Annotated in this window: 18 protein-coding genes; 8 read left to right on the top strand and 10 right to left on the bottom strand. The window is 64.1% G+C overall.

Translation table 11 applies throughout. The features are described from left to right. Window positions 1-24 precede the first annotated feature (24 nt). The gene (locus GC106_RS15730) at window positions 25-1,545 is read right to left on the bottom strand and encodes a helix-turn-helix domain-containing protein (RefSeq protein WP_173130423.1); all 1,521 of its coding nucleotides are present in this window, start codon (window positions 1,543-1,545) and stop codon (window positions 25-27) included. A 149-nt stretch (window positions 1,546-1,694) separates the two neighbouring features. Here GC106_RS15730 and GC106_RS15725 point away from each other — a divergent pair, with 149 nt between their 5' ends. The 7 genes from GC106_RS15725 to GC106_RS15695 all read left to right on the top strand — a co-directional run bounded on the left by GC106_RS15725 (window position 1,695) and on the right by GC106_RS15695 (window position 6,041). Next, complete coding sequence (locus GC106_RS15725) at window positions 1,695-2,906, top strand: radical SAM protein (protein ID WP_312872669.1); 1,212 nt, start codon at window positions 1,695-1,697, stop codon at window positions 2,904-2,906. Next, window positions 2,903-3,523, top strand: coding sequence for a 3'-5' exonuclease (locus GC106_RS15720; RefSeq protein ID WP_173130420.1), 621 nt, complete (start codon window positions 2,903-2,905; stop codon window positions 3,521-3,523). The genes GC106_RS15725 and GC106_RS15720 overlap by 4 nt, the downstream gene beginning before the upstream one ends. Next, the gene (locus GC106_RS15715; protein ID WP_173130417.1) at window positions 3,520-4,131 is read left to right on the top strand and encodes an AAA family ATPase; all 612 of its coding nucleotides are present in this window, start codon (window positions 3,520-3,522) and stop codon (window positions 4,129-4,131) included. Before GC106_RS15720 ends, GC106_RS15715 begins: the two co-directional genes overlap by 4 nt. A gap of 122 nt (window positions 4,132-4,253) precedes the next feature. Then, the gene (locus tag GC106_RS15710) at window positions 4,254-5,141 is read left to right on the top strand and encodes an aldo/keto reductase (RefSeq protein ID WP_312872668.1); all 888 of its coding nucleotides are present in this window, start codon (window positions 4,254-4,256) and stop codon (window positions 5,139-5,141) included. A 27-nt stretch (window positions 5,142-5,168) separates the two neighbouring features. Continuing rightward, a complete protein-coding gene (locus GC106_RS15705) occupies window positions 5,169-5,354 on the top strand; it encodes a hypothetical protein (RefSeq protein WP_173130414.1) in 186 nt (61 codons plus the stop codon). A gap of 4 nt (window positions 5,355-5,358) precedes the next feature. Next, a complete protein-coding gene (locus tag GC106_RS15700) occupies window positions 5,359-5,700 on the top strand; it encodes a hypothetical protein (RefSeq protein ID WP_173130411.1) in 342 nt (113 codons plus the stop codon). Further along, on the top strand, window positions 5,697-6,041 hold the full coding sequence (locus GC106_RS15695; RefSeq protein WP_173130408.1) for a hypothetical protein: 345 nt from the start codon (window positions 5,697-5,699) through the stop codon (window positions 6,039-6,041). The genes GC106_RS15700 and GC106_RS15695 overlap by 4 nt, the downstream gene beginning before the upstream one ends. Window positions 6,042-6,187: 146 nt before the next feature. Here the strand turns inward: GC106_RS15695 and GC106_RS15690 are convergent, their stop codons facing one another. The 7 genes from GC106_RS15690 to GC106_RS15660 all read right to left on the bottom strand — a co-directional run bounded on the left by GC106_RS15690 (window position 6,188) and on the right by GC106_RS15660 (window position 13,550). Continuing rightward, window positions 6,188-6,625 (bottom strand): NUDIX domain-containing protein, encoded by a 438-nt coding sequence (locus tag GC106_RS15690; RefSeq protein ID WP_173130405.1) that lies wholly within the window; start codon window positions 6,623-6,625, stop codon window positions 6,188-6,190. 67 nt (window positions 6,626-6,692) lie between these two features. Beyond that, complete coding sequence (locus GC106_RS15685) at window positions 6,693-7,466, bottom strand: Scr1 family TA system antitoxin-like transcriptional regulator (protein WP_246365878.1); 774 nt, start codon at window positions 7,464-7,466, stop codon at window positions 6,693-6,695. Continuing rightward, window positions 7,463-8,197, bottom strand: coding sequence for a sulfite exporter TauE/SafE family protein (locus GC106_RS15680; protein ID WP_173130398.1), 735 nt, complete (start codon window positions 8,195-8,197; stop codon window positions 7,463-7,465). The genes GC106_RS15685 and GC106_RS15680 overlap by 4 nt, the downstream gene beginning before the upstream one ends. Window positions 8,198-9,215: 1,018 nt before the next feature. Next, window positions 9,216-9,818: a DUF3558 domain-containing protein gene (locus GC106_RS15675; protein WP_312872680.1), complete on the bottom strand. Its 603-nt coding sequence runs from the start codon at window positions 9,816-9,818 to the stop codon at window positions 9,216-9,218. 161 nt (window positions 9,819-9,979) lie between these two features. After that, window positions 9,980-10,801 carry a helix-turn-helix domain-containing protein gene (locus GC106_RS15670; protein WP_173130392.1) on the bottom strand — a complete coding sequence of 274 codons (822 nt, stop codon included), beginning with the start codon at window positions 10,799-10,801 and terminating at the stop codon, window positions 9,980-9,982. A 732-nt stretch (window positions 10,802-11,533) separates the two neighbouring features. Beyond that, window positions 11,534-12,757, bottom strand: a complete 1,224-nt coding sequence (locus tag GC106_RS15665) for a hypothetical protein (RefSeq protein ID WP_173130389.1) — start codon at window positions 12,755-12,757, stop codon at window positions 11,534-11,536. 283 nt (window positions 12,758-13,040) lie between these two features. Beyond that, a complete protein-coding gene (locus GC106_RS15660; RefSeq protein ID WP_173130386.1) occupies window positions 13,041-13,550 on the bottom strand; it encodes a hypothetical protein in 510 nt (169 codons plus the stop codon). 882 nt (window positions 13,551-14,432) lie between these two features. On the opposite strand from GC106_RS15660, the gene GC106_RS15655 reads away from it, so the two are divergent. Continuing rightward, the gene (locus GC106_RS15655; protein ID WP_312872667.1) at window positions 14,433-15,149 is read left to right on the top strand and encodes an HAD family hydrolase; all 717 of its coding nucleotides are present in this window, start codon (window positions 14,433-14,435) and stop codon (window positions 15,147-15,149) included. Between the two features lies 1 nt (window position 15,150). On the opposite strand, the gene GC106_RS15650 is transcribed toward GC106_RS15655, so the two are convergent. Beyond that, window positions 15,151-16,557, bottom strand: coding sequence for a helix-turn-helix domain-containing protein (locus GC106_RS15650; RefSeq protein ID WP_512698683.1), 1,407 nt, complete (start codon window positions 16,555-16,557; stop codon window positions 15,151-15,153). A gap of 243 nt (window positions 16,558-16,800) precedes the next feature. Next, window positions 16,801-17,040: a DUF397 domain-containing protein gene (locus GC106_RS15645; RefSeq protein WP_173130381.1), complete on the bottom strand. Its 240-nt coding sequence runs from the start codon at window positions 17,038-17,040 to the stop codon at window positions 16,801-16,803. Between the last annotated feature and the right edge of the window lies 1 nt (window position 17,041).

Below are 17,041 nucleotides of genomic sequence, written 5' to 3'. Positions count from 1 at the left end.
TGGGTGCCGGGATGCCTCGGCAGCCTAGCGGCCGACCTGATCAGCCTGCGCGAGGAAGCGGCAGGCTTGGTCGACGCCCTCGGTGGACAGCAAGCGGCTGCGGGGCTGGGCGATCCCAGCGCTGCCGTAGTCGCCGAGTTCCCGGCAGCGGTGGACGAGCCACGCCCAGTCCAGGTCGAGGTAGTCCGCCAACGCGTGCAGCCGTTCGCTCGGCGTGGCGGCAGCGGCGATGGAGTGGGAGCGTGCGTAGCCGGTGGCGTCGGCGAACTCGCGCAGCAACGGCGGGGTGTCGGTGACGTCGACCTGCCAGATGCCGTCGGCGCCGACCCAGTTCGCCACGATCGCGCGCCGATGGCCGTCGAAAACGAAGCCGGGCACCGCAACATATTCGGGCTCAGCACACACGTCGACCGTGATACCGAACGACTCCATCAGCGCCACCGCAAGCAGCAGCAGGATCCGTTCGGGTCGGCTGGAGTTGGCCACTGCCGAGGCCGGTACGCAGAAGGCGCGGGTGGGGCCTGCATCCGCCCCGGAGGCTGTACTGGCCGATTGGCGCAGGTAGTCGTACTTGTGCGCGAACAGCAGCCAGGTGCTGGCCTCCTCGCCGCGCTGCTCGCGGGTCCAGAACGCGGGCATACCGGTGAGGGTGTCGGTGTGGCGCAGGATGTGGCTGGCACAGAACTGGGAACCCAGCCACATCCGCGAGGCGGGAGCCAGATCGGCAGCGATCTCACAGCCAGCGGCCGAGCGGGGCGACTGCTCGTAGACGGCCAGTTGCCCCCGACTGGCCGACAGCGTCGCGTCGTCGTCGAGCAGCGCCTCATCCAGGTTGGCCACCGCCCACAGGATGCCGAGGGTGAGGTCGTCGAGGGCGTAGGCACGCGACATCAGCAGCCGTGCTCCCTCGGGTGCACCTGCCAATCGTCGGCGCGCCTGCCGGCTGTCCAGCCCGAACAGGCCGACACCGTGCTCGTTCTTGGTGACGCCGATGACCAGCCCACGCCGGGGGCGCCGCAGGAACATGTCGTCAGCGAACCCGGTCGGGACGGTGGTCAGGATGCGGCCGTCGTCGCTGGCCGGGTAGGCCCTGGCCGCGATCGAGGTTCCCGTGAAGAACCGGCCGGGTGGTGCCTGGACGGCGACCTCGGTGTCTGCTCCGCCGCTGGTGTCCAGAGCGAGTGCGGGGACACCAGACACCGTGGTGGGGATCGCCGACATCGACATTCCCGCCACGAGCGAGCCGGCGCGCGAGCGGCGACGTGCTTGCCGCGCGACGTCGGCTTGTTCGCGCAGGGCCAGTAGTGTGCCGTCGTCACCCAGGGCGTGGTCGAGTGCGCGGACCAGGTCAACCGAGGGCAAGCCCTTGCGCGGACTCTCGGCCCGCCGTACGTACTCGCGCGAGTAGCCGATCGTCATCGCTAACTGGGCATGACTGAGGTCGGCGGCCTTGCGGCGTCGCCGGATCTCTTCAGCAAGCCGCCCCGCCGTAGGTTCGACGTCCTCACCGAGGGTGGTGCCCTCGGCTGCGTCGTCGTGGGTCATCGCGGGCTCCCGGCGCTGCATGTGTCGCGGAGGGGCAACAGGGGCCGACCACACGGTGTCGTGGAGTTGCCCCGTTCCGTGAGCATAGGTGGTCCTGCTCACATGGCAATCGGCTCCTCGAAATGCGCCCCAACGAGCAGGAGGCTCTTGTGACGATCTCGCCCACCAGCCCCGCACCCGCTCAGGACAGGCCCGCGGTGACCTCGCGGAAGCCGCTGCCGATCCTGACCGAGCAGCAGCGGGCGGGCCTGCGGCCGGAGCTGCTGGAGGTGATCGAGAACCGCAAGAGCGGACTGAGCCTCAACCACGTGATCGGGTGTCCGCTGGACTGCGGGTACTGCGTGCGGCACCTGTTCGACAACTTCGCCATGAAGGTGCCCCGCGCGCTGATGAGCGACGAGCAGGCCGTTGACCTGCTGGTCGGGCACCGGTTCTTTCAGCCCCACGTCACCCCGATTCAGCTGCTCAACCGGGCCACCGACCCGATGCTGCCGGCCGTCAAGCCGCACACCTTCGCGACGCTACGACTACTGGACGCCCACAAGCTGACCAACCACGTCCTGGTCATCTCCCGCTGGCGGGTCGAGCCGGCTGACTGTGCGGTGCTGAACTCGTTCCGCAACATCAAGCTCACCCTGCTGATCACGCACTCAGGGATCGAGCACGATCAGGTCGAGCCGGTGGACTCCACCATTGCGGCGACCTCGTTGCGCACGGCGTTTGAGCACGCCGAGCGCTATCGGACGGTCCTGTATTGGCGGCCGATCGTGCCGGGCCTCAACGACAGTGACGAGCACCTGAGCCGAGCGCTCGACCTGAGCCGGTACGCGCACGCCACCGTGTTCACCGGCCTGTTCTACAAGGACCAGATCCGCGCCTACTACCGCGACCACGGCCTCCCCGAGCCCTACCAGGAAGGAGCACGCCGCAAGGTTTTCCCCGAGGCGCTGGAACAGCGCATCCTGGCCGCCGCGCGGTCCCGCCCGGATGGTGGCTCACCGTTGTTTCGCAAGACCTCCTGTGCCGTCACCTACGCGCACGGCGTCGCGGACTTCAACGGCCACTACGGCATCCGCGAGCTGTGCGACATCTGCCCGGCCAGCCAGCTACAGCGCTGCGCGAAAGCGTGGACTCGCCCGCAGGCACAGAAGGTCGCCGCGATGGCCGAGAGGTTGGGCGGCAAGCTGGTCGGCATCAACGACCGCGCCGTGGTGGTTGCCGGACTGGACGAGCAATGCCGGTATGTCATGCAGCACAGCCTGGGCTACCAGGTGCACGACGTGAGCAAGCCGCACCACCCGCGCCGCCACGGGCGAGCCGACCTCGGTTGGCCCGCGACCATGAAGGAGACGACGCCGTGACCGCTTCCCTGCCCGCGGTCCTGACGGGCCGGCAGCTTGCTGTGGTCGACGTGGAAGGCAACGGCCAGCAGCCGCCCGAGATCATCGAGATCGCGGTGCTGCCGGTGGACGGCGAGGTGTCGGGTGACCACCTGCGGTCGTGGATGATCCGCCCCGAACGGCCGATCACCGCGATGGTGACCCGCAAGGTCCACGGCATCAGCAACGACGACGTGGCCAGCTGTCCACCATGGTCCGCGGTCGCGTCCGAGGTGGAACCGCTGCTGACCGAGCGCACGCTGATCGCGCACAACGCCTCGGTGGAGCTGAACGTCCTCACCGCCCACCTCCCGGCCTGGAAACCGCCGATGGTGCTCGACACCCTGCGCCTGGCCAAGTACGTCCTGCCCAACCTCAGCGGCGGCTACGGGCTCGACAACGTGGTCCGGGTGGTCGAGTTGGATACCAGCGGCATCACCGAGCAGCGCTACCACCGCGCCGGCTACGACACCTGGTGCGCCTGGAAGCTGCTACTCGCTTTGATCGAACTCGGCAGCCTCGACTGGGACAAGCTGATCAAGCTTGCCGCGCTCCCAGGTTTCGCTCCACCCAGTGAACCCGAAGGAGGGTTGTGGTGATCGGTGACGTCGAAAAGCCCGTGGTGATCGGGGTGCTCGGCACCCACTCCACCGGAAAGTCCACCTTCCTCGCCCGCCTCGCCCACGACCTGCGCCGCCGGCACATCCAGGTCACAACCGTGGCTGATCTCGGCGAGCAGGCCCAACGCGCCGGGCTACCGATCCTGCACAACCACACCTGGGCCTCGACACTGTGGTTCGCCACGCGCGGGATCAGCTACGAACTGGAAGCGTGGCGTCACGGCGATGTCGTACTCGTGGACCGGCCAGTGCCTGACGCCCTCGGCTACTACCGTGCCGCGCTGGAGTACCGCGGTGAGCAGCCCGAGCCCACCACCCTGGCCTACTTGGAATCCCTGGTCCGCGGTCACAGCGTCCACTACGACCTGTTGCTCCGCACCACTCTGGACGCATCAATTCCGTTGGGTAACAACAAGGACCGCGACGAGGACAGTGAATTCCGTGTGCTCGCGGATCGCTTCGTCGGCCGCGTTCTCGATGAACTCGACCTGACCCACGAGTTGCTGCCCGCAAACGGACACGACCAGGCTCTGTCCAGGGCGATCGAGTTCGTCGCCACGTCGCTATCCGGCGATGCAGCGGTGTAGCCACCCCCAAAGCCGGCGGCGGGGTCAAGCGCCCCGACCCTTGATCCCGCCGTCCACCAAGGCGCAGCTCGCGACGATGCCGCCTGTCGTCTACTTTGTCCAACCACAACAAGGAATTCATGGTGACCGCGGACAAGCAGCACTCGACGCCGAACGTTCTCCCGATCGGTGAGCCGCCTACGCGTCGCCTTCGGTTCGGCTCCATGCAGATCATCGGCCCCGGTCACTGGGGCGCTCCGAACAATCCGGAACAGGCCATGCAGATACTCCGCGACGCGGCCAACGCGGGTGTGACGCACATCGACACCGCCGACGCCTACGGCCCGTTCACCGCGGAGAAGTACATCCGCAAGGCATTGCACCCCTACCCGCACGGCCTGGTCATCGCGACCAAAGGCGGACTCACTCGCCAAAGCCCCGCCAAGTGGGCACCCTGCGGCCGACCGGAGTACCTGCGCCAGTGCGTCGAGATAAGCCTGCGGCGGCTCCAGGTCGACCGGATCGACCTGTACTACCTCCACCGCATCGACCCTGCCGTGCCGATGGAAGACCAACTCGCTGTGCTCTCCGACATGCAGGCCGAAGGGAAGATCCACCACATCGGCCTGTCCAAGGTGGACATAAGTCACGTTCGCAAGGCCGCCGAGCTGGTCGACATCGCTGCCGTGCAGAACAAGTACAACGTCTCCAACCGCGTGTTCGAAGAGGTTCTTCGTCACTGCGAGATCGCCGAGATCGCCTTCGTGCCATACGCGCCGCTCGCGACCGGCAAGCTCGCTGAACTCGGTGGCGTGCTTGACGAACTGGCCACGAAGTACAACGCAATGCCCGCCCAGCTCGCACTGGCATGGCTGTTGCACCGCTCCCCGGTAATGATGCCCATCCCTGGCACCAGTTGCAGCACTCACCTCCACGAGAACCTGATGGCAGTTCAGATCGACCTGACCCGCGACGACGTGACGGCGATCGGACTGGCCATCAACGACAACCCGGCCGCCAGCCTTGTCTAACGCCGCCCCGAACCAGGAAGGTTGATCATGAGCGGCCTGCACAACACCGAGATCCCAGCCGGGAACTACCCGTTGTTCGCCCCCAACGGCTCCCGCGTACTCGCGCTGTCGCACGATTCGGCCACAGCCAGCCACCTGATCACCGACCTGCAGACCGGGCAACGACGGCCGCGGCATTACGAGACCCCGACCCATCCCGACACGGCGGCGTGAGCCGATGGGCCGGATCGGCGAAGTCGTCGCCGTCATCGTCGCAGCCGACAGCGCTACCGCACGCGTCGTCGAGGCGATCGATGAACTGACCGCGCACCTCTCGCCCCAAAATGAGCCGTGGGCCTGCCCCCTGTGCTGCACCGAGTCCTGGCCGTGCTCCCGGTTCAACGCCGCTGCCCGTCAGGTGATGACCGCCGGGCTGCAGCTTCGCGACTGGATACCGAACGACCTCCACGCCCGGCTGTGGGGGAAGCCGAAGTCCCGATCTCCCGCCCCGCCCGCACCACGACCCCAAGCCGGCCCGCGATCGGATACCTGGTTCGACGAGGAGTCCCCCGATGGATGAAGTACCTGACCTCGACCCTCAACACGGCGGTGACCGAACGTCTGGACTACCTCGACCGATCGGTCACCAAAGGTGATGAGCCGTCCCGCGCCGCCCTGGCGGAAACGGAGATCGCCCGACTGACAGATGCGTGGCGGGCACTGCTGGAACTGCACGCCCCCGACGAGCACGGCCGCTGCCCGGAACGCTCGGGATGGCGACGCCCGCGACGACACCCGTGCACCGTGTGGACCATCGCCCACCAGCATCTAATTGCCGCCGACGGTTCCCCTCGGCCAGTACCGGCAGGCATGCGGCTGCCGCCGCACGGCCCACCGTCGCAGTGCTGGAGGCCCTCCTGACCGAGGAACGTACACTTTCGTGCATGTCGGGGTGCCGTCGAGCCACGTCTCGCACCGCCCGATTTGGGCCGGTGTAGTCCAGAAACGTTCATGTCCGCCGCCCCTAACGGACCAGCGGGTCAGGCACACCTTGGCGCCAGGAACGCTCAGGGGCTCCATCCACGCCATGGGCGATCAGATGACAGTAGCCCTGAGATCACATCGTTTCTGACGGTCGGTGGGGCGAGCGTGGCGAGGTTGCGTGTATGAGCCCACCGAACTGGATGTGATGCTGACTTGCCGACGAAGTGGGGTTCGGTGAGCGTGACGTCGAATAGGAAAGCCAGTGCGAACGCGCGTGGCCCACCAGGCTCGGCCGCATCGTGTTCGATCACGGCGCAGAAGTCCAGGTCAGCGATGGTACCGCCGAGTTGGCAGCGCAGGATTCTGCGAAGCGCCTGCTCGACAGGCTCATCGGCGTGTACCTCGCCACCGGGCAGAACAGAGCGATCCGGCTGTGCGATGACCAGGAGACGATCCTCTCGTCCAATGAGGGCATATGCCCCAACGCGGGGCGAGCCAGTGGTGTTGCCGGTTTTCGTCATGCGAGCTGTCCCGTCTTTGAGGATGCCTGAGGTGGGGTTCTCACGCGCTTCGCAGTCGTGGGACGAATCATCGAGATTCTTCTGTCGGCGAGGCCCGAGATGTCCAGTCGGAGTGTTCGCTCAAGAGATCCCGGCTGCGATCAGCGTCGTGGGCGTTGGCCAGCAGCTTCGCGGCGACGTCTCGGTAGTGCCTCGTGTAGCACTCGGCCTCGAGGAGTAGATGTCCAGCCCCACTGGGAAGGTGAACGAGATCGTTGTGGCCGGGACCTTCCAATATGCGGAACGTGTCCGAACAGGACCATGGCCCATGAGGGACTACTCGGATGGCTACGGAGTCGAGTCCGGTCATGGGCGCCAGAGCGGCCATCCACCATCCCGCATCTTGCTGAGGGTCAGTGAGCGCGCGCTCGTCGATCAGGTAGATCCGGTGTTGCTGGGGTCGCTTGGCGCTCTGCGCGGCCACGCGCGCGGCGTCCGGGACGGAATACGGGTGATAGCTGACGCATCGGGTGGCATGGGTCTCGTGGTAGGTCAACGATTCCCTGTCACAGAGCCAGAAGCCGAGGTTCAACAGGATCTGGCGTAGCGTGATGTGTTCGCGCTGCAGTTCAGGCGTGGTACAGCCAAGCGCGGACAGGTAGTTCTCGACTTTTGCGGTCACATGCGGCGGCAGGTAACCGGATTCGATGGCAGTGACTTGGTCGGGATCGAAGCCAACTTGGGCTGCTGCTTGATCCATTGTGAGGTGCATACGTTCGCGTTGACGGCGCAGCCGATCGCCAAACTCACGCGCGAGCGCGGAGGGTCGTGATAACCGCAGATCGTGAGCCGGAGCTGTCATGACGTCCACAGCAGACCACCTGCCGCCAGTGTTGTCGCGGCTGCCACGATTAGCCGCAGTGTGTTGTCGGACAGCGTGTGCAGCAGCTTCTCGCCGATGAGGCTGCCCGTCACCATGGCCATGCCCACCACGGCCGCCACCGGCCATAGCACGAGGTCGGTCGTGGCGTACACGCCGAAGCCCACCAGGCTTGTCGTCAGGCACAGCACGTTCTTGGCGGCGTTGATCGTCGGCCATGGCCACCGTGTCACGACGCCGAACACGGTGAGTGTCATCACCCCGACCGAGCCGCCGAACGCTCCGGCGTACACAGATGTGACGCTGAAGCCGCTCGTCAAGAGGACTCGGGTTGCAGCAGGCGAGAACCGGCCGCGCCACGAGTTCGTGTCGATGCGTGCTTTGGTCTTGCGGAAGGTCAGCAATACGGCCACGCAGACGATGAGTACGTAGGGAACGGCGTCACGAAAGAACTCCGCCGTCACCACCTTTGCGACAAGGAAAGCGCCGAACGCGCTGGCCGCGGCGGCGAATATAAGTGGGACTGCCATCACCTGGGGAACGCGTTTGATTTCCCAGAATGCGCGTACGAAACTCAAGGGAGTTGCCGCCAATGTCGTGGCGTTAGCGACCAGCATGGGCACTCCCAGCCACGACATCACCAGGAATGGCAACAGGCTTCCGGACGCGGCGGCATAGTTCAGCACCCCGGCGGCCAGGCCGATCACGACCATCAGTGCCAGCATCCCGACAGTCACAACTGGCCCCGGAGGTTCGCCTCGTGCAACACCTGGTGCAGCCGCGCCACGATGTTGACCCGACGCCCATGCTGGAGACGGGGTCGTCGACCTTCCAGTGGGCCAGCAAGAAAGTCGTATAGCTGAAATACCTCGCTATCGGGCATGGATATCGTGAGCATCCTTAGCGTACGAGCCATGATGGAGCGCCTTTCGAAACCATGCGACAATCACGCCCACCGATAGCGGGTAGTGATGCGCATGTATTTGGCTGATCGAATCCGGACGATCACAGTACGCCTTGGCAGGGCAAAAGAATAATCCGCCGATAGGTGATGATTTGCACGTAAATGGCCACTGACAGTGGATCGACGCCGCTTCGGAACAGCAGTTCCAATTTGGCTCAGAGTAGCGGAGGAGGCTTGACCGTTCGAAGCTGACACTTACACTTGCCCTGTTCGTGGGCCTAATCTCAAATGACGGCACCGCCAGATTACTGCGTGTGACCGATGTGCCCCACAGCACGTCGCGATGGCCGATCGGACGATGAGTTCAGCGCGCGTTCTCCTCCCATCAACGCCTGTGACGTGATCACGCTTCGTCGAGAGGCACTGGTGTCGGCACAGCGGTGGATCATGACCATCCCCGATCCACCGCAGACAACGCAGCTCGCGGCGGGCAGAGGAAGAAGCTCCACAGAGGAGGCCTTGGGTGCGAGCGGGATTGCGCGGTGCACGAGCGAGTTCGGCGGGGGCAAACCTGATCGCCGAGGTCCACGAGCGAGGTCTCGTACCTCGACGGCACCGAAACCTGGCAGTAGCGCCGATGCCTCGGCTGGCCCCAGGCTCCGGGCAGCGGTATCCGTTGGACAGCACCTCTGTCCCACCGTCGCGGATCATATTGTCGTGGCTGTGGCCTCGATACCGGTCCACCCTGGATATCGGCATACATCTGCTCATAGGGCGTGGCAAGCCAGTTGCGTCCAGCCATCGTTCCTCCTTAGACAGGCACCGTTTCAACGCGCCAAAAGGTTCTCTATCACGACATCCGCCACCTGCGCGGCGCGGTCGCACACGACGTTCCTGCCCAGATGCGGCCGGACCCCGGCCTCGCTGTAGTTGACATGCACTGCTTGTCCATCAGCGACGTCAACCACAACAACGCAAAACATGTCAGACCGCTCCGACGTCTCCGTGAACACCTCAACCGCAGGAAACGCGCGCACAGTCAACGGCCGCACCTCGCCATTCACCTGTCCCGGCTGAAATCGGTCTATTCCGAAACTCGTCATCGGCGAGATGGAGATCACGATACCCTGCTCGAACGAGAGAAAGTTGCAGCTTGGCGCTTTCAACGCGGGAGCGTCGGTGATGCGGGGTGGACGGTCGACACCGAACCGCTGTTGCTGGCCCGCCGTAAGCAGACCACACGGCTGGACATCGGCCAAGACGAGTTGTTCCGGCCTGCGAGACTTAATCCCGGTAGTCGCGGCTGAACCAATACTCGTCGTGCTCGGCCGCGGAGCGGTGCCGCTGCTCGATGCGGCCCCCTGCGGTACAGGAGCACCTGTGCTCACGGTCGTGCACGCGCCCGCCAACAAGGCAAGGCACGCCAGCACCGTCGCGCCCCACCGCTTGGGCTTTGAACGCAGTACCGCCTGACCGTCCCGTGCCGCTGTCTGACTATCCGCCAAGAGAACGTCCCCTAGTTCTGCGGCTTCCTCGCCCCCGGCGCCCTCAACTTCTGCAAGGAGCTCTCCAGCCTCCACATGAGACACGGCTAAGTCATCTGTTTCAGAAGGTTGACCGTCTCGCGAGGATCCAGGGCGCGAGATTCTATTCTGCCCAAGGCACGCTTCACGGTCGAAACCTTAATGTTGTCGCTCGATTCGTCAATACCCAACATGGTCTCCACGAAGGCGACATCGGGCTCGTCACAGTCAGAAAACGTCAGGATGGCCGAGGAACCAACCAGGCCAGGATGCAACTGTCGCTTGTGTTGTGGAACGACCCGGAGAGTAACATTCGGCATTTCCGCCATGTCGATCAGGCGAAGCACCTGCTCACGATCTACGCCATGCCAGAGTACCGGTTCGTGCACGAGAGCCGACAAAACAAGAGGCTGCTTGCCGGACAAACGGTCTTGCTGACGCATTCTGACTTCTACCAGTTGCTGAATTCTCTTCTTTCCGTACAACCTAACATGGTCCTCGAAGGTCATTTGCGCATATCGCTCCGTCTGCAGGAGAGTGGGAATGTAGCCAAGTTGGAACTCGCTTTTCGAGTCGGCTTCACTCTCCATCCGGATATACCGGACGTCATTCAGCTTGTAGGGCGCCCACCAGGCCGGCGTGCGCGCCATTTCCCACAGCTGGACGTATGGTTCGAAGTCACAGCTCGGCACACCGTAGACGTCCAACAATATGACGAGTTCGTGGTAAGTGGGCAGCTGCTTCAGTTCAAGTCGACTAAGTTTCCTAAACTCGATACGCGCCTTCTCGCCAGCGTCGCCCTGAGTGAGCCCTGCCTCCTCGCGAAGCTTTCGGAGCAGGCGAAGCAGCTTGCGACCGTGGAAATTCAGGTCCCGTGTAACACCTGGCATGATTCCTGATCCTTCACTCGAATGTAGTCAAGACAACCAGCTTCTAGCCCGTATCACGTTGTGACGTTTCGTTGCGAACGCGCCCTGCGTTGTACTGCAGCACCGACGACAGTAGAGACGTCGAACGCAATCCAGCCAACGACCGCAATACCTGTTGCACTTATCGGCGAGGCGAATCCAGTCTGTACCATCTTCGCCGCCGCAGCACCCGCGAAGGGGAGGCCTACCAGACGCACGGTCCATGCTCGCCAGTTATTCAACGCTGCCACGATACCCCGGGAACCGGGTTTACGGCGCATTCGTTGCCCAAGGAGGACATCAATAGCGATGACAACCAAGAAAAGGAGGATGCATCCGATGTGCAACAAGCGCATCACTCCGGAAGCGTCGACAGTGGCAATGAAGACGAAGTAGATAAGAACGAGAAGGGCCGCCACAGAAGCCGCTACGGACAGAAGCCCAAAGGATATTCGGAGAAACACAAAGTTGCAAAGAGTGGGCACTAGATCTCCATTGTTCTATCTAACTCGAGCACTACCTAGCAATGCATTGGATGCGGGACGTTCGTCGCGCTGAGCGCAGAACGGTAAGTCGCCGTGTTCCGTGACGTCGGCGGTTCAGGACGTCGTGTCTGTCGCGGCCGGACGAACGATCAGGTGCGACAGGGTGGGTAAGGATGACCGCAGCTCCGCCACACGTGGAGGTCGCTCACACCAGACCTGGAGTGCTTCGTCACGCCTGCTCGTCAACATCGGCCTTCCCGTCTGCAGCGGAACTGGTCGATGCAGCGCTGTCGGCCTGATCGAGCGCGACGAGCCGTTCGCGGGCCGCGGCGGCCTCGTGGGGCTGGCCCGCGCCCGTGTAATGGATGGCCGCAAGTCCGTAGCAGGTGCGAGCGAGCTTGACGTGGCCTGCTTGTTCTGCCGAGTGGCCAACGGTGATCGCGATGGCGGCTGCTTCGGCATCTGGCAACGTCGTCGTGGCTTTCTTCACGAAGCGCGCGATCCGAATCCCTGCGGGGTCCGCTTCACCAGTCGCCGCAAGGGTGTCCGCGAGCAAAGACAGCACGTTGGCAAAGCCCTGCGTGTCAGGCGCGACGGCGAGATCGACGGCAGCCTCTTCCAAGCGGCGCATCGCGTCGTCAAAACGCGCGGCCGCGAACACAGGATCTATTGCGACGACAGACGTATCTCCCAACGGCGCATCCTGCACGGCTCGCCTCGCCAGGGCCTCGACGCGTCCGTAGTCGTACAGTGCCAGTGTGGAATGGCCGCCGTGCTGATAGACCTCGGCCCGAGCCTGGTAGGCCGAGGCCACCAGCTCCGTGCTTCCCGTTTCCCAGGCGGACACCACTGCCGACAACGCAGCGCGCAGCGCTTCGTCATACCGGCCGCCTGCAGCATCCAGGAGCCTGGCACGGATCATTTGCAGTTCGGCGATGCGCGACTGCCGGACATGGGTTTCCGCATCCAGCGCGGCATTAAGAGCATCCAGCGCGTGTCCGAACTGTCTGGTCGCGCACCAGAGGTCCACCAGATCCTGTGCAAACGGGCGGACTACGTCGTACCAGCCATGCTCTGACGCGACAGCCACCATGGTCTGCGCCGCAAGGCCGTGCGTGGCTAGCCAGCCACTCACCTCATCCGGCAGGGGCATCACTTCCCGGGCGGGAGTACCGCGAGACCACCAGCGGTCGCGATCCCTCACCAGCCGGGCCTTCTGCGCAGCCTCACCCGCGACAGCCTGGAGCAAGTTCAGGAACTTCGTGACGTCACCACCGTGCGGCGTCGGCGAGACGCGGATTGCCCGGCCCTCGCTCTGCTCCGCGTAGCCCGCTGCCTCCAGCTCGTGCACGATCACCCGGGCGACCTCGGGCTCGCAGGACAAGATGGCCTGAACCCGCAACAACGACGTAGTGACGGGTGTCGCACGTCGCCTGGCGACCAGCTCGTCCAAGACTCGCCTCGCCCGTACGGATAGTTCGTGGCGGGCCATTAACGCCTCAACCTCCACACCAACGTGTGACCTCTGTGGACAGTCAGCCGGTGGGGACGAGGCGAGCATTTCCACGAGAAGCGTTGTGTCGGACGTCAATGCCAGAGGCGATGAATGTCAGGTGATGCACGTCGGCATGCTGATTGGACGGGTCTCCCGCGCTTCCACGGCTGTCCCGCACAGCCCACGCTTCTCTGACAAGCTGTCGTCAACCACGATTTTGCAGCCATAATCATTCGTGCTCCTACGCCGCGTACGCCATGCCGATGGACTCCGTGGCGGGCAACGTCTTAAACAGCGATGGAGGTCCGGACGTCCGCACCGCTCCGCTGTCATCTCCGCTGGACCGCTGCGACGGAAGCGCCACTATTCGTTTCTCCACTGATCCCGAAGTGCGAAACCACCCCAGCTCATGCAGGTCATGTGGCATCGACTCCACGTATGGCCGAACAAGAGCCGGGTCGATCGCGCAGTAGAAATCGGTGTCTGCGTCCGCAGCGAAGTCGCCCGGCCGCCTGAAGGGCACGGTCGAATCGACCTCAACAGCTGTTGTTCGAACGGCTAGCTGTCCGATCTCGCTGTTCGCGGACTGGCCGCTGGCCTTCTCAAGTATTTCAGTCGCCTCGGCGGCGTTGTCCATGTTCGACGCCCGGTGTCGCCCGTGGGACGTGGCGAAATTCCTACAGACAGTCAGAGTAACAGCCAACACCGCTACGAAAGCAGCCGAAGCAATGCAGACCAGTTGCACAGGCACGGGTCTACCGTCTCCTTCTCTCAGTCGCCGGGAAATACGGCGGTTCGACACGAGCGAGCGCGAGATAAGTTGCGCTATTCGTCGACAGTATCAGCTGGTGCGGACAATACCTGCCACGACATGAGGACGGATAGTCAGTTGCGACGGCTTGTCAGATTCACCAGAGGCGGAAGTTGTGCGAATTTCTCTCGCACATGAGTCAATCTTCGCTTGCTGTTCCTCGATCCCATAACAAGGCTGCGACATCCAATTCTGGCACTTCGCCAGCTTTCTGAACTGCAAAAGCGTACATCTGCGCCGCGTCTGGCCCGTTCGACCACACCACTCTGTATCTCCGGATCTCGCGGTCGTAGCAGACTCGCACATGAGTCCCGGCCGTCCGGGTCAATAACCCCGCAAGGCGACGCGCACTGCGGGCACGCTTACTCACGACCGGTCCACAATGGCTGGTCGAAAGTCGTAACTCCTAATGCAAGCCCGTCGGCTGACGCTCGCTCGCCGTTCCCACGGACACTCAAGGACGTCACCGAGCTCTTCAGGAAGCGCGCTTCCACCGACGTGCTCGCAACCCAGCGCCGAACAGGTTCGCACGGGCCGGACAGCCCGAGCTCTATCGGACTCGCCGAGAATGGAGGTGTCATCGCCTCTCGTGCCTGACGTACGTCAGTTCGCTGCTTCTTATGGGACAGTCGCCGCCAGCGAGGGCTTCGAGTGCGCTGGGTGCTCGGCACATCCACACCTTCCGTCACGGCAAATGCTTGATTCGAGGCACATAGTCAACAACCCGAGATCGTCACGAGGTACCTTCCACGCCCCGTCCATTTGCCGTCCGCCGGCGCGGTGTCGAGCCGCAGGTTGAACCTCCGAAGCAGCCGAGCGTCGGTGTCCGGCACCATGGGTATGCGTAGCGGCACATCTTGCAGGGAGGATTTCCACGTGGCAAGGATCGAAGCGGTCTTCTTCGATGTGGGGGAGGTACTGGTCAACGAGACCCGGGAGTACGGGACCTGGGCTGATTGGCTCGGGGTTCCGCGCCACACGTTCTCGGCTGTGTTCGGTGCGGTGATCGCCCAGGGCAGGGACTACCGGGAGACCTTCCAGGTGTTCAGGCCGGGGTTCGACCTCGCTGTGGAGCGGGAGCGGCGGGCGGCCACAGGGCAACCGGAGACCTTCTCCGAAGAGGACCTGTACAGCGATGCCGGGCCCTGTTTCCAGGCACTTCAGGCCTCCGGACTTCGCGTCGGGCTCGCGGGCAACCAGACCGCGCGGGCCGAGCAGATCCTCAAGGCGCTGGAGCTGCCGGTCGACGTTATTGGCACGTCCGATGGCTGGGGCGTGGAAAAACCGTCGCCAGGCTTCTTCGACCGGGTAATCGAGGAGGCTGGCGTGGCGGCGAGCTCAGTGCTGTACGTCGGCGACCGGCTGGACAACGACATCCGGCCGGCCCAGAACGCCGGTCTCGCGACTGCTCTTGTCCGGCGCGGGCCTTGGGGGCACATCCTCCATGTTCCTGAGGTGGAGGATCAATGCCTGTTCCGCCTGGACGGCCTGGCAGAATTGCCCGATCGCGTGGCTCGCCACAACGCTGAGCACAACTGAGTCATACCACGCCACCGGTGCTGGTCAGCGTGCGGACTTTCTCGTCCAGCTCCTTCACGTAGGGCGTGGCACTCAGGGCGGCACGCACCTTGGGCACCCGCTGAAGCGCAGCTCCATAAGGGACACGTCCCAGCACGTCACACGCCCGGGATGCAGTGGCGAGGGCCTCTTCAGCGTCAATGGGGGCTTGCGCCGCGGCGAGATCGAACAGCAGCACGGCCCGCTGCTTGGTGGCGGTCACGGCGAGGCCGTCGATCGCCTGCTGGAGCCGGGCTGCGGCAGCACGGTGCTGATCGGCCAGCAGCAATGTGTTGCCAGCGAACCCGTCGAGTCGAGAGGCGTCGAAGTAGTCGAGCCAGACTGGGTCGTCGCCGGTGGTTGTCAACGCGTCTTCCGCGGATCGGATGCGGGCAAGACTTAACTTCGGCTGCCCAGTGCGCGCCGATATTTCCGCGTCGACGCAATGAAGCCACGAGCGCAACAGCGGTCCGGCGTCGTAGCGCGCATGTGCTTGTGCGGCCTTCAGGAAATCACGCGCTGGCTGCAGTTGCTCCGCGAAGCCCGGAACGAACGCCCGGTGGGCCAGTACCGCAACCGCAAGCGTGTGATCTTGTGAAGCGACAGCCGCGTCCTCTGCGAGTTGGAAGAACGGCGCCGCTTCATCAGTTCGATTGAGGTCGAAGAAGTTCAGGCGCGAGGCGAGGAGCGCGGACTCCGCCACAGCGGCGGCAAGGCGGCGCGGCAGCATTCCCTCGGCGTCCGTGGTCGATCTCAGCATCCTGGCACCGAGCTGAACGTGCGCGGCAACCGACGGTAGGAGATCCACGGCGAGGCTCGTCCAGTAGAGGTCGCGGTGTGACGTGGTGATCGCCGAGTACGCCTCGATCGACCGCGGATCCAACCGCGTCCGCTGCTCATCGGCAAGAGCCTCGATGCCGTCGGGGATGGCCGCTCCGCTGGAGAGCAAAGCAGCCAGGCTCACGCCGAGCAGGCCTTTCACCAACACGTGCCGGCCGAACTCGGCATCGCCGCCCAGCAGCACCAACATCACCTTCTTCATCACGGCGTCGACGAGCTCTTCGTTGACTGGCATGGCGGTCACAGCGGGAGTGACGGACTGGGCCGGGCACCACGCCAACTCCTCCGCGGACAACAGACCAAGCTCGCTGGCGGGCTTGTCGTAGATCAACACCAGATGCTTCCGATACCGCGGCTCCGGCGTGCGATCTCCGGTTTCCCACCTTCGGACTATGTCCACGTTCAGGCCGGACTCCGCCTCCCCGGCCCGCTTCATGCTCCGCTTGATCTGCTCCACCAGCTCTTCACGGCTCCATCCACGCTGAAGCCGCTGCCAGGTCAGCCGTTTGTTCGGTGGGTGCTTCGGTGTCGATGCCCGACGTGGTCCCACCTCGGTCCTCCTTCAGCCGAGTCGATGATGTCCTGCCGTGGCGAGCGTAGGAGCCGATGTGGTCGTTGGCGATGCTGGCAGGCCCGTGGACGGGCAATGGACGGTTTCTGGACGGTAGTCACCAGCCAGTCGTGGAGGTTCGATCAACGGTGGACTACCAGGGCAACCCAGGGATACAGAGACCATGCACGAAGAACGGCCGGGGCTCGCTGGCAGGCGTGGAACGCTTCCGACCCGGCCCTTTTACTGGGACTTCGGCAGATCGAAGCTCCCAGCCGCTACCCCGCCGACGAACGCTTCCCATTCGCCGTGGTCGAAGACGAGCACGTAGCCGTCCGGGTTCCGGCTGTCCCGCAGCCCCACCGCATTACTGGTGAAGGAGACCTCGACACACTGATTGTCCGGCGGGCCGCTCAGCGGCGATTTGTGCCACTCGGTGAAGTTGGTGTCGAGGTGGCACTTGTGGGTGTCCTGGATGTTCATC

The sequence above is a fragment of the Kibdelosporangium persicum genome, from assembly GCF_013280595.1.
Classification (GTDB): Bacteria; Actinomycetota; Actinomycetes; order Mycobacteriales; family Pseudonocardiaceae; genus Kibdelosporangium; species Kibdelosporangium persicum.
Note: the sequence above shows the minus strand (reverse complement) of the source record. Positions and strands in the feature narration are given on the sequence as shown.

Coding starts and splice junctions, on each gene's coding strand:
- GC106_RS15690 (WP_173130405.1), bottom strand. CDS start 6,625: ATGACGAAAACCGGCAACACCACTGGCTCGCCCCGCGTTGGGGCATAT.
- GC106_RS15680 (WP_173130398.1), bottom strand. CDS start 8,197: ATGGTCGTGATCGGCCTGGCCGCCGGGGTGCTGAACTATGCCGCCGCG.
- GC106_RS15705 (WP_173130414.1), top strand. CDS start 5,169: ATGAGCGGCCTGCACAACACCGAGATCCCAGCCGGGAACTACCCGTTG.
- GC106_RS15730 (WP_173130423.1), bottom strand. CDS start 1,545: ATGACCCACGACGACGCAGCCGAGGGCACCACCCTCGGTGAGGACGTC.
- GC106_RS15645 (WP_173130381.1), bottom strand. CDS start 17,040: ATGAACATCCAGGACACCCACAAGTGCCACCTCGACACCAACTTCACC.
- GC106_RS15685 (WP_246365878.1), bottom strand. CDS start 7,466: ATGACAGCTCCGGCTCACGATCTGCGGTTATCACGACCCTCCGCGCTC.
- GC106_RS15700 (WP_173130411.1), top strand. CDS start 5,359: ATGGGCCGGATCGGCGAAGTCGTCGCCGTCATCGTCGCAGCCGACAGC.
- GC106_RS15695 (WP_173130408.1), top strand. CDS start 5,697: ATGAAGTACCTGACCTCGACCCTCAACACGGCGGTGACCGAACGTCTG.
- GC106_RS15670 (WP_173130392.1), bottom strand. CDS start 10,801: ATGCCAGGTGTTACACGGGACCTGAATTTCCACGGTCGCAAGCTGCTT.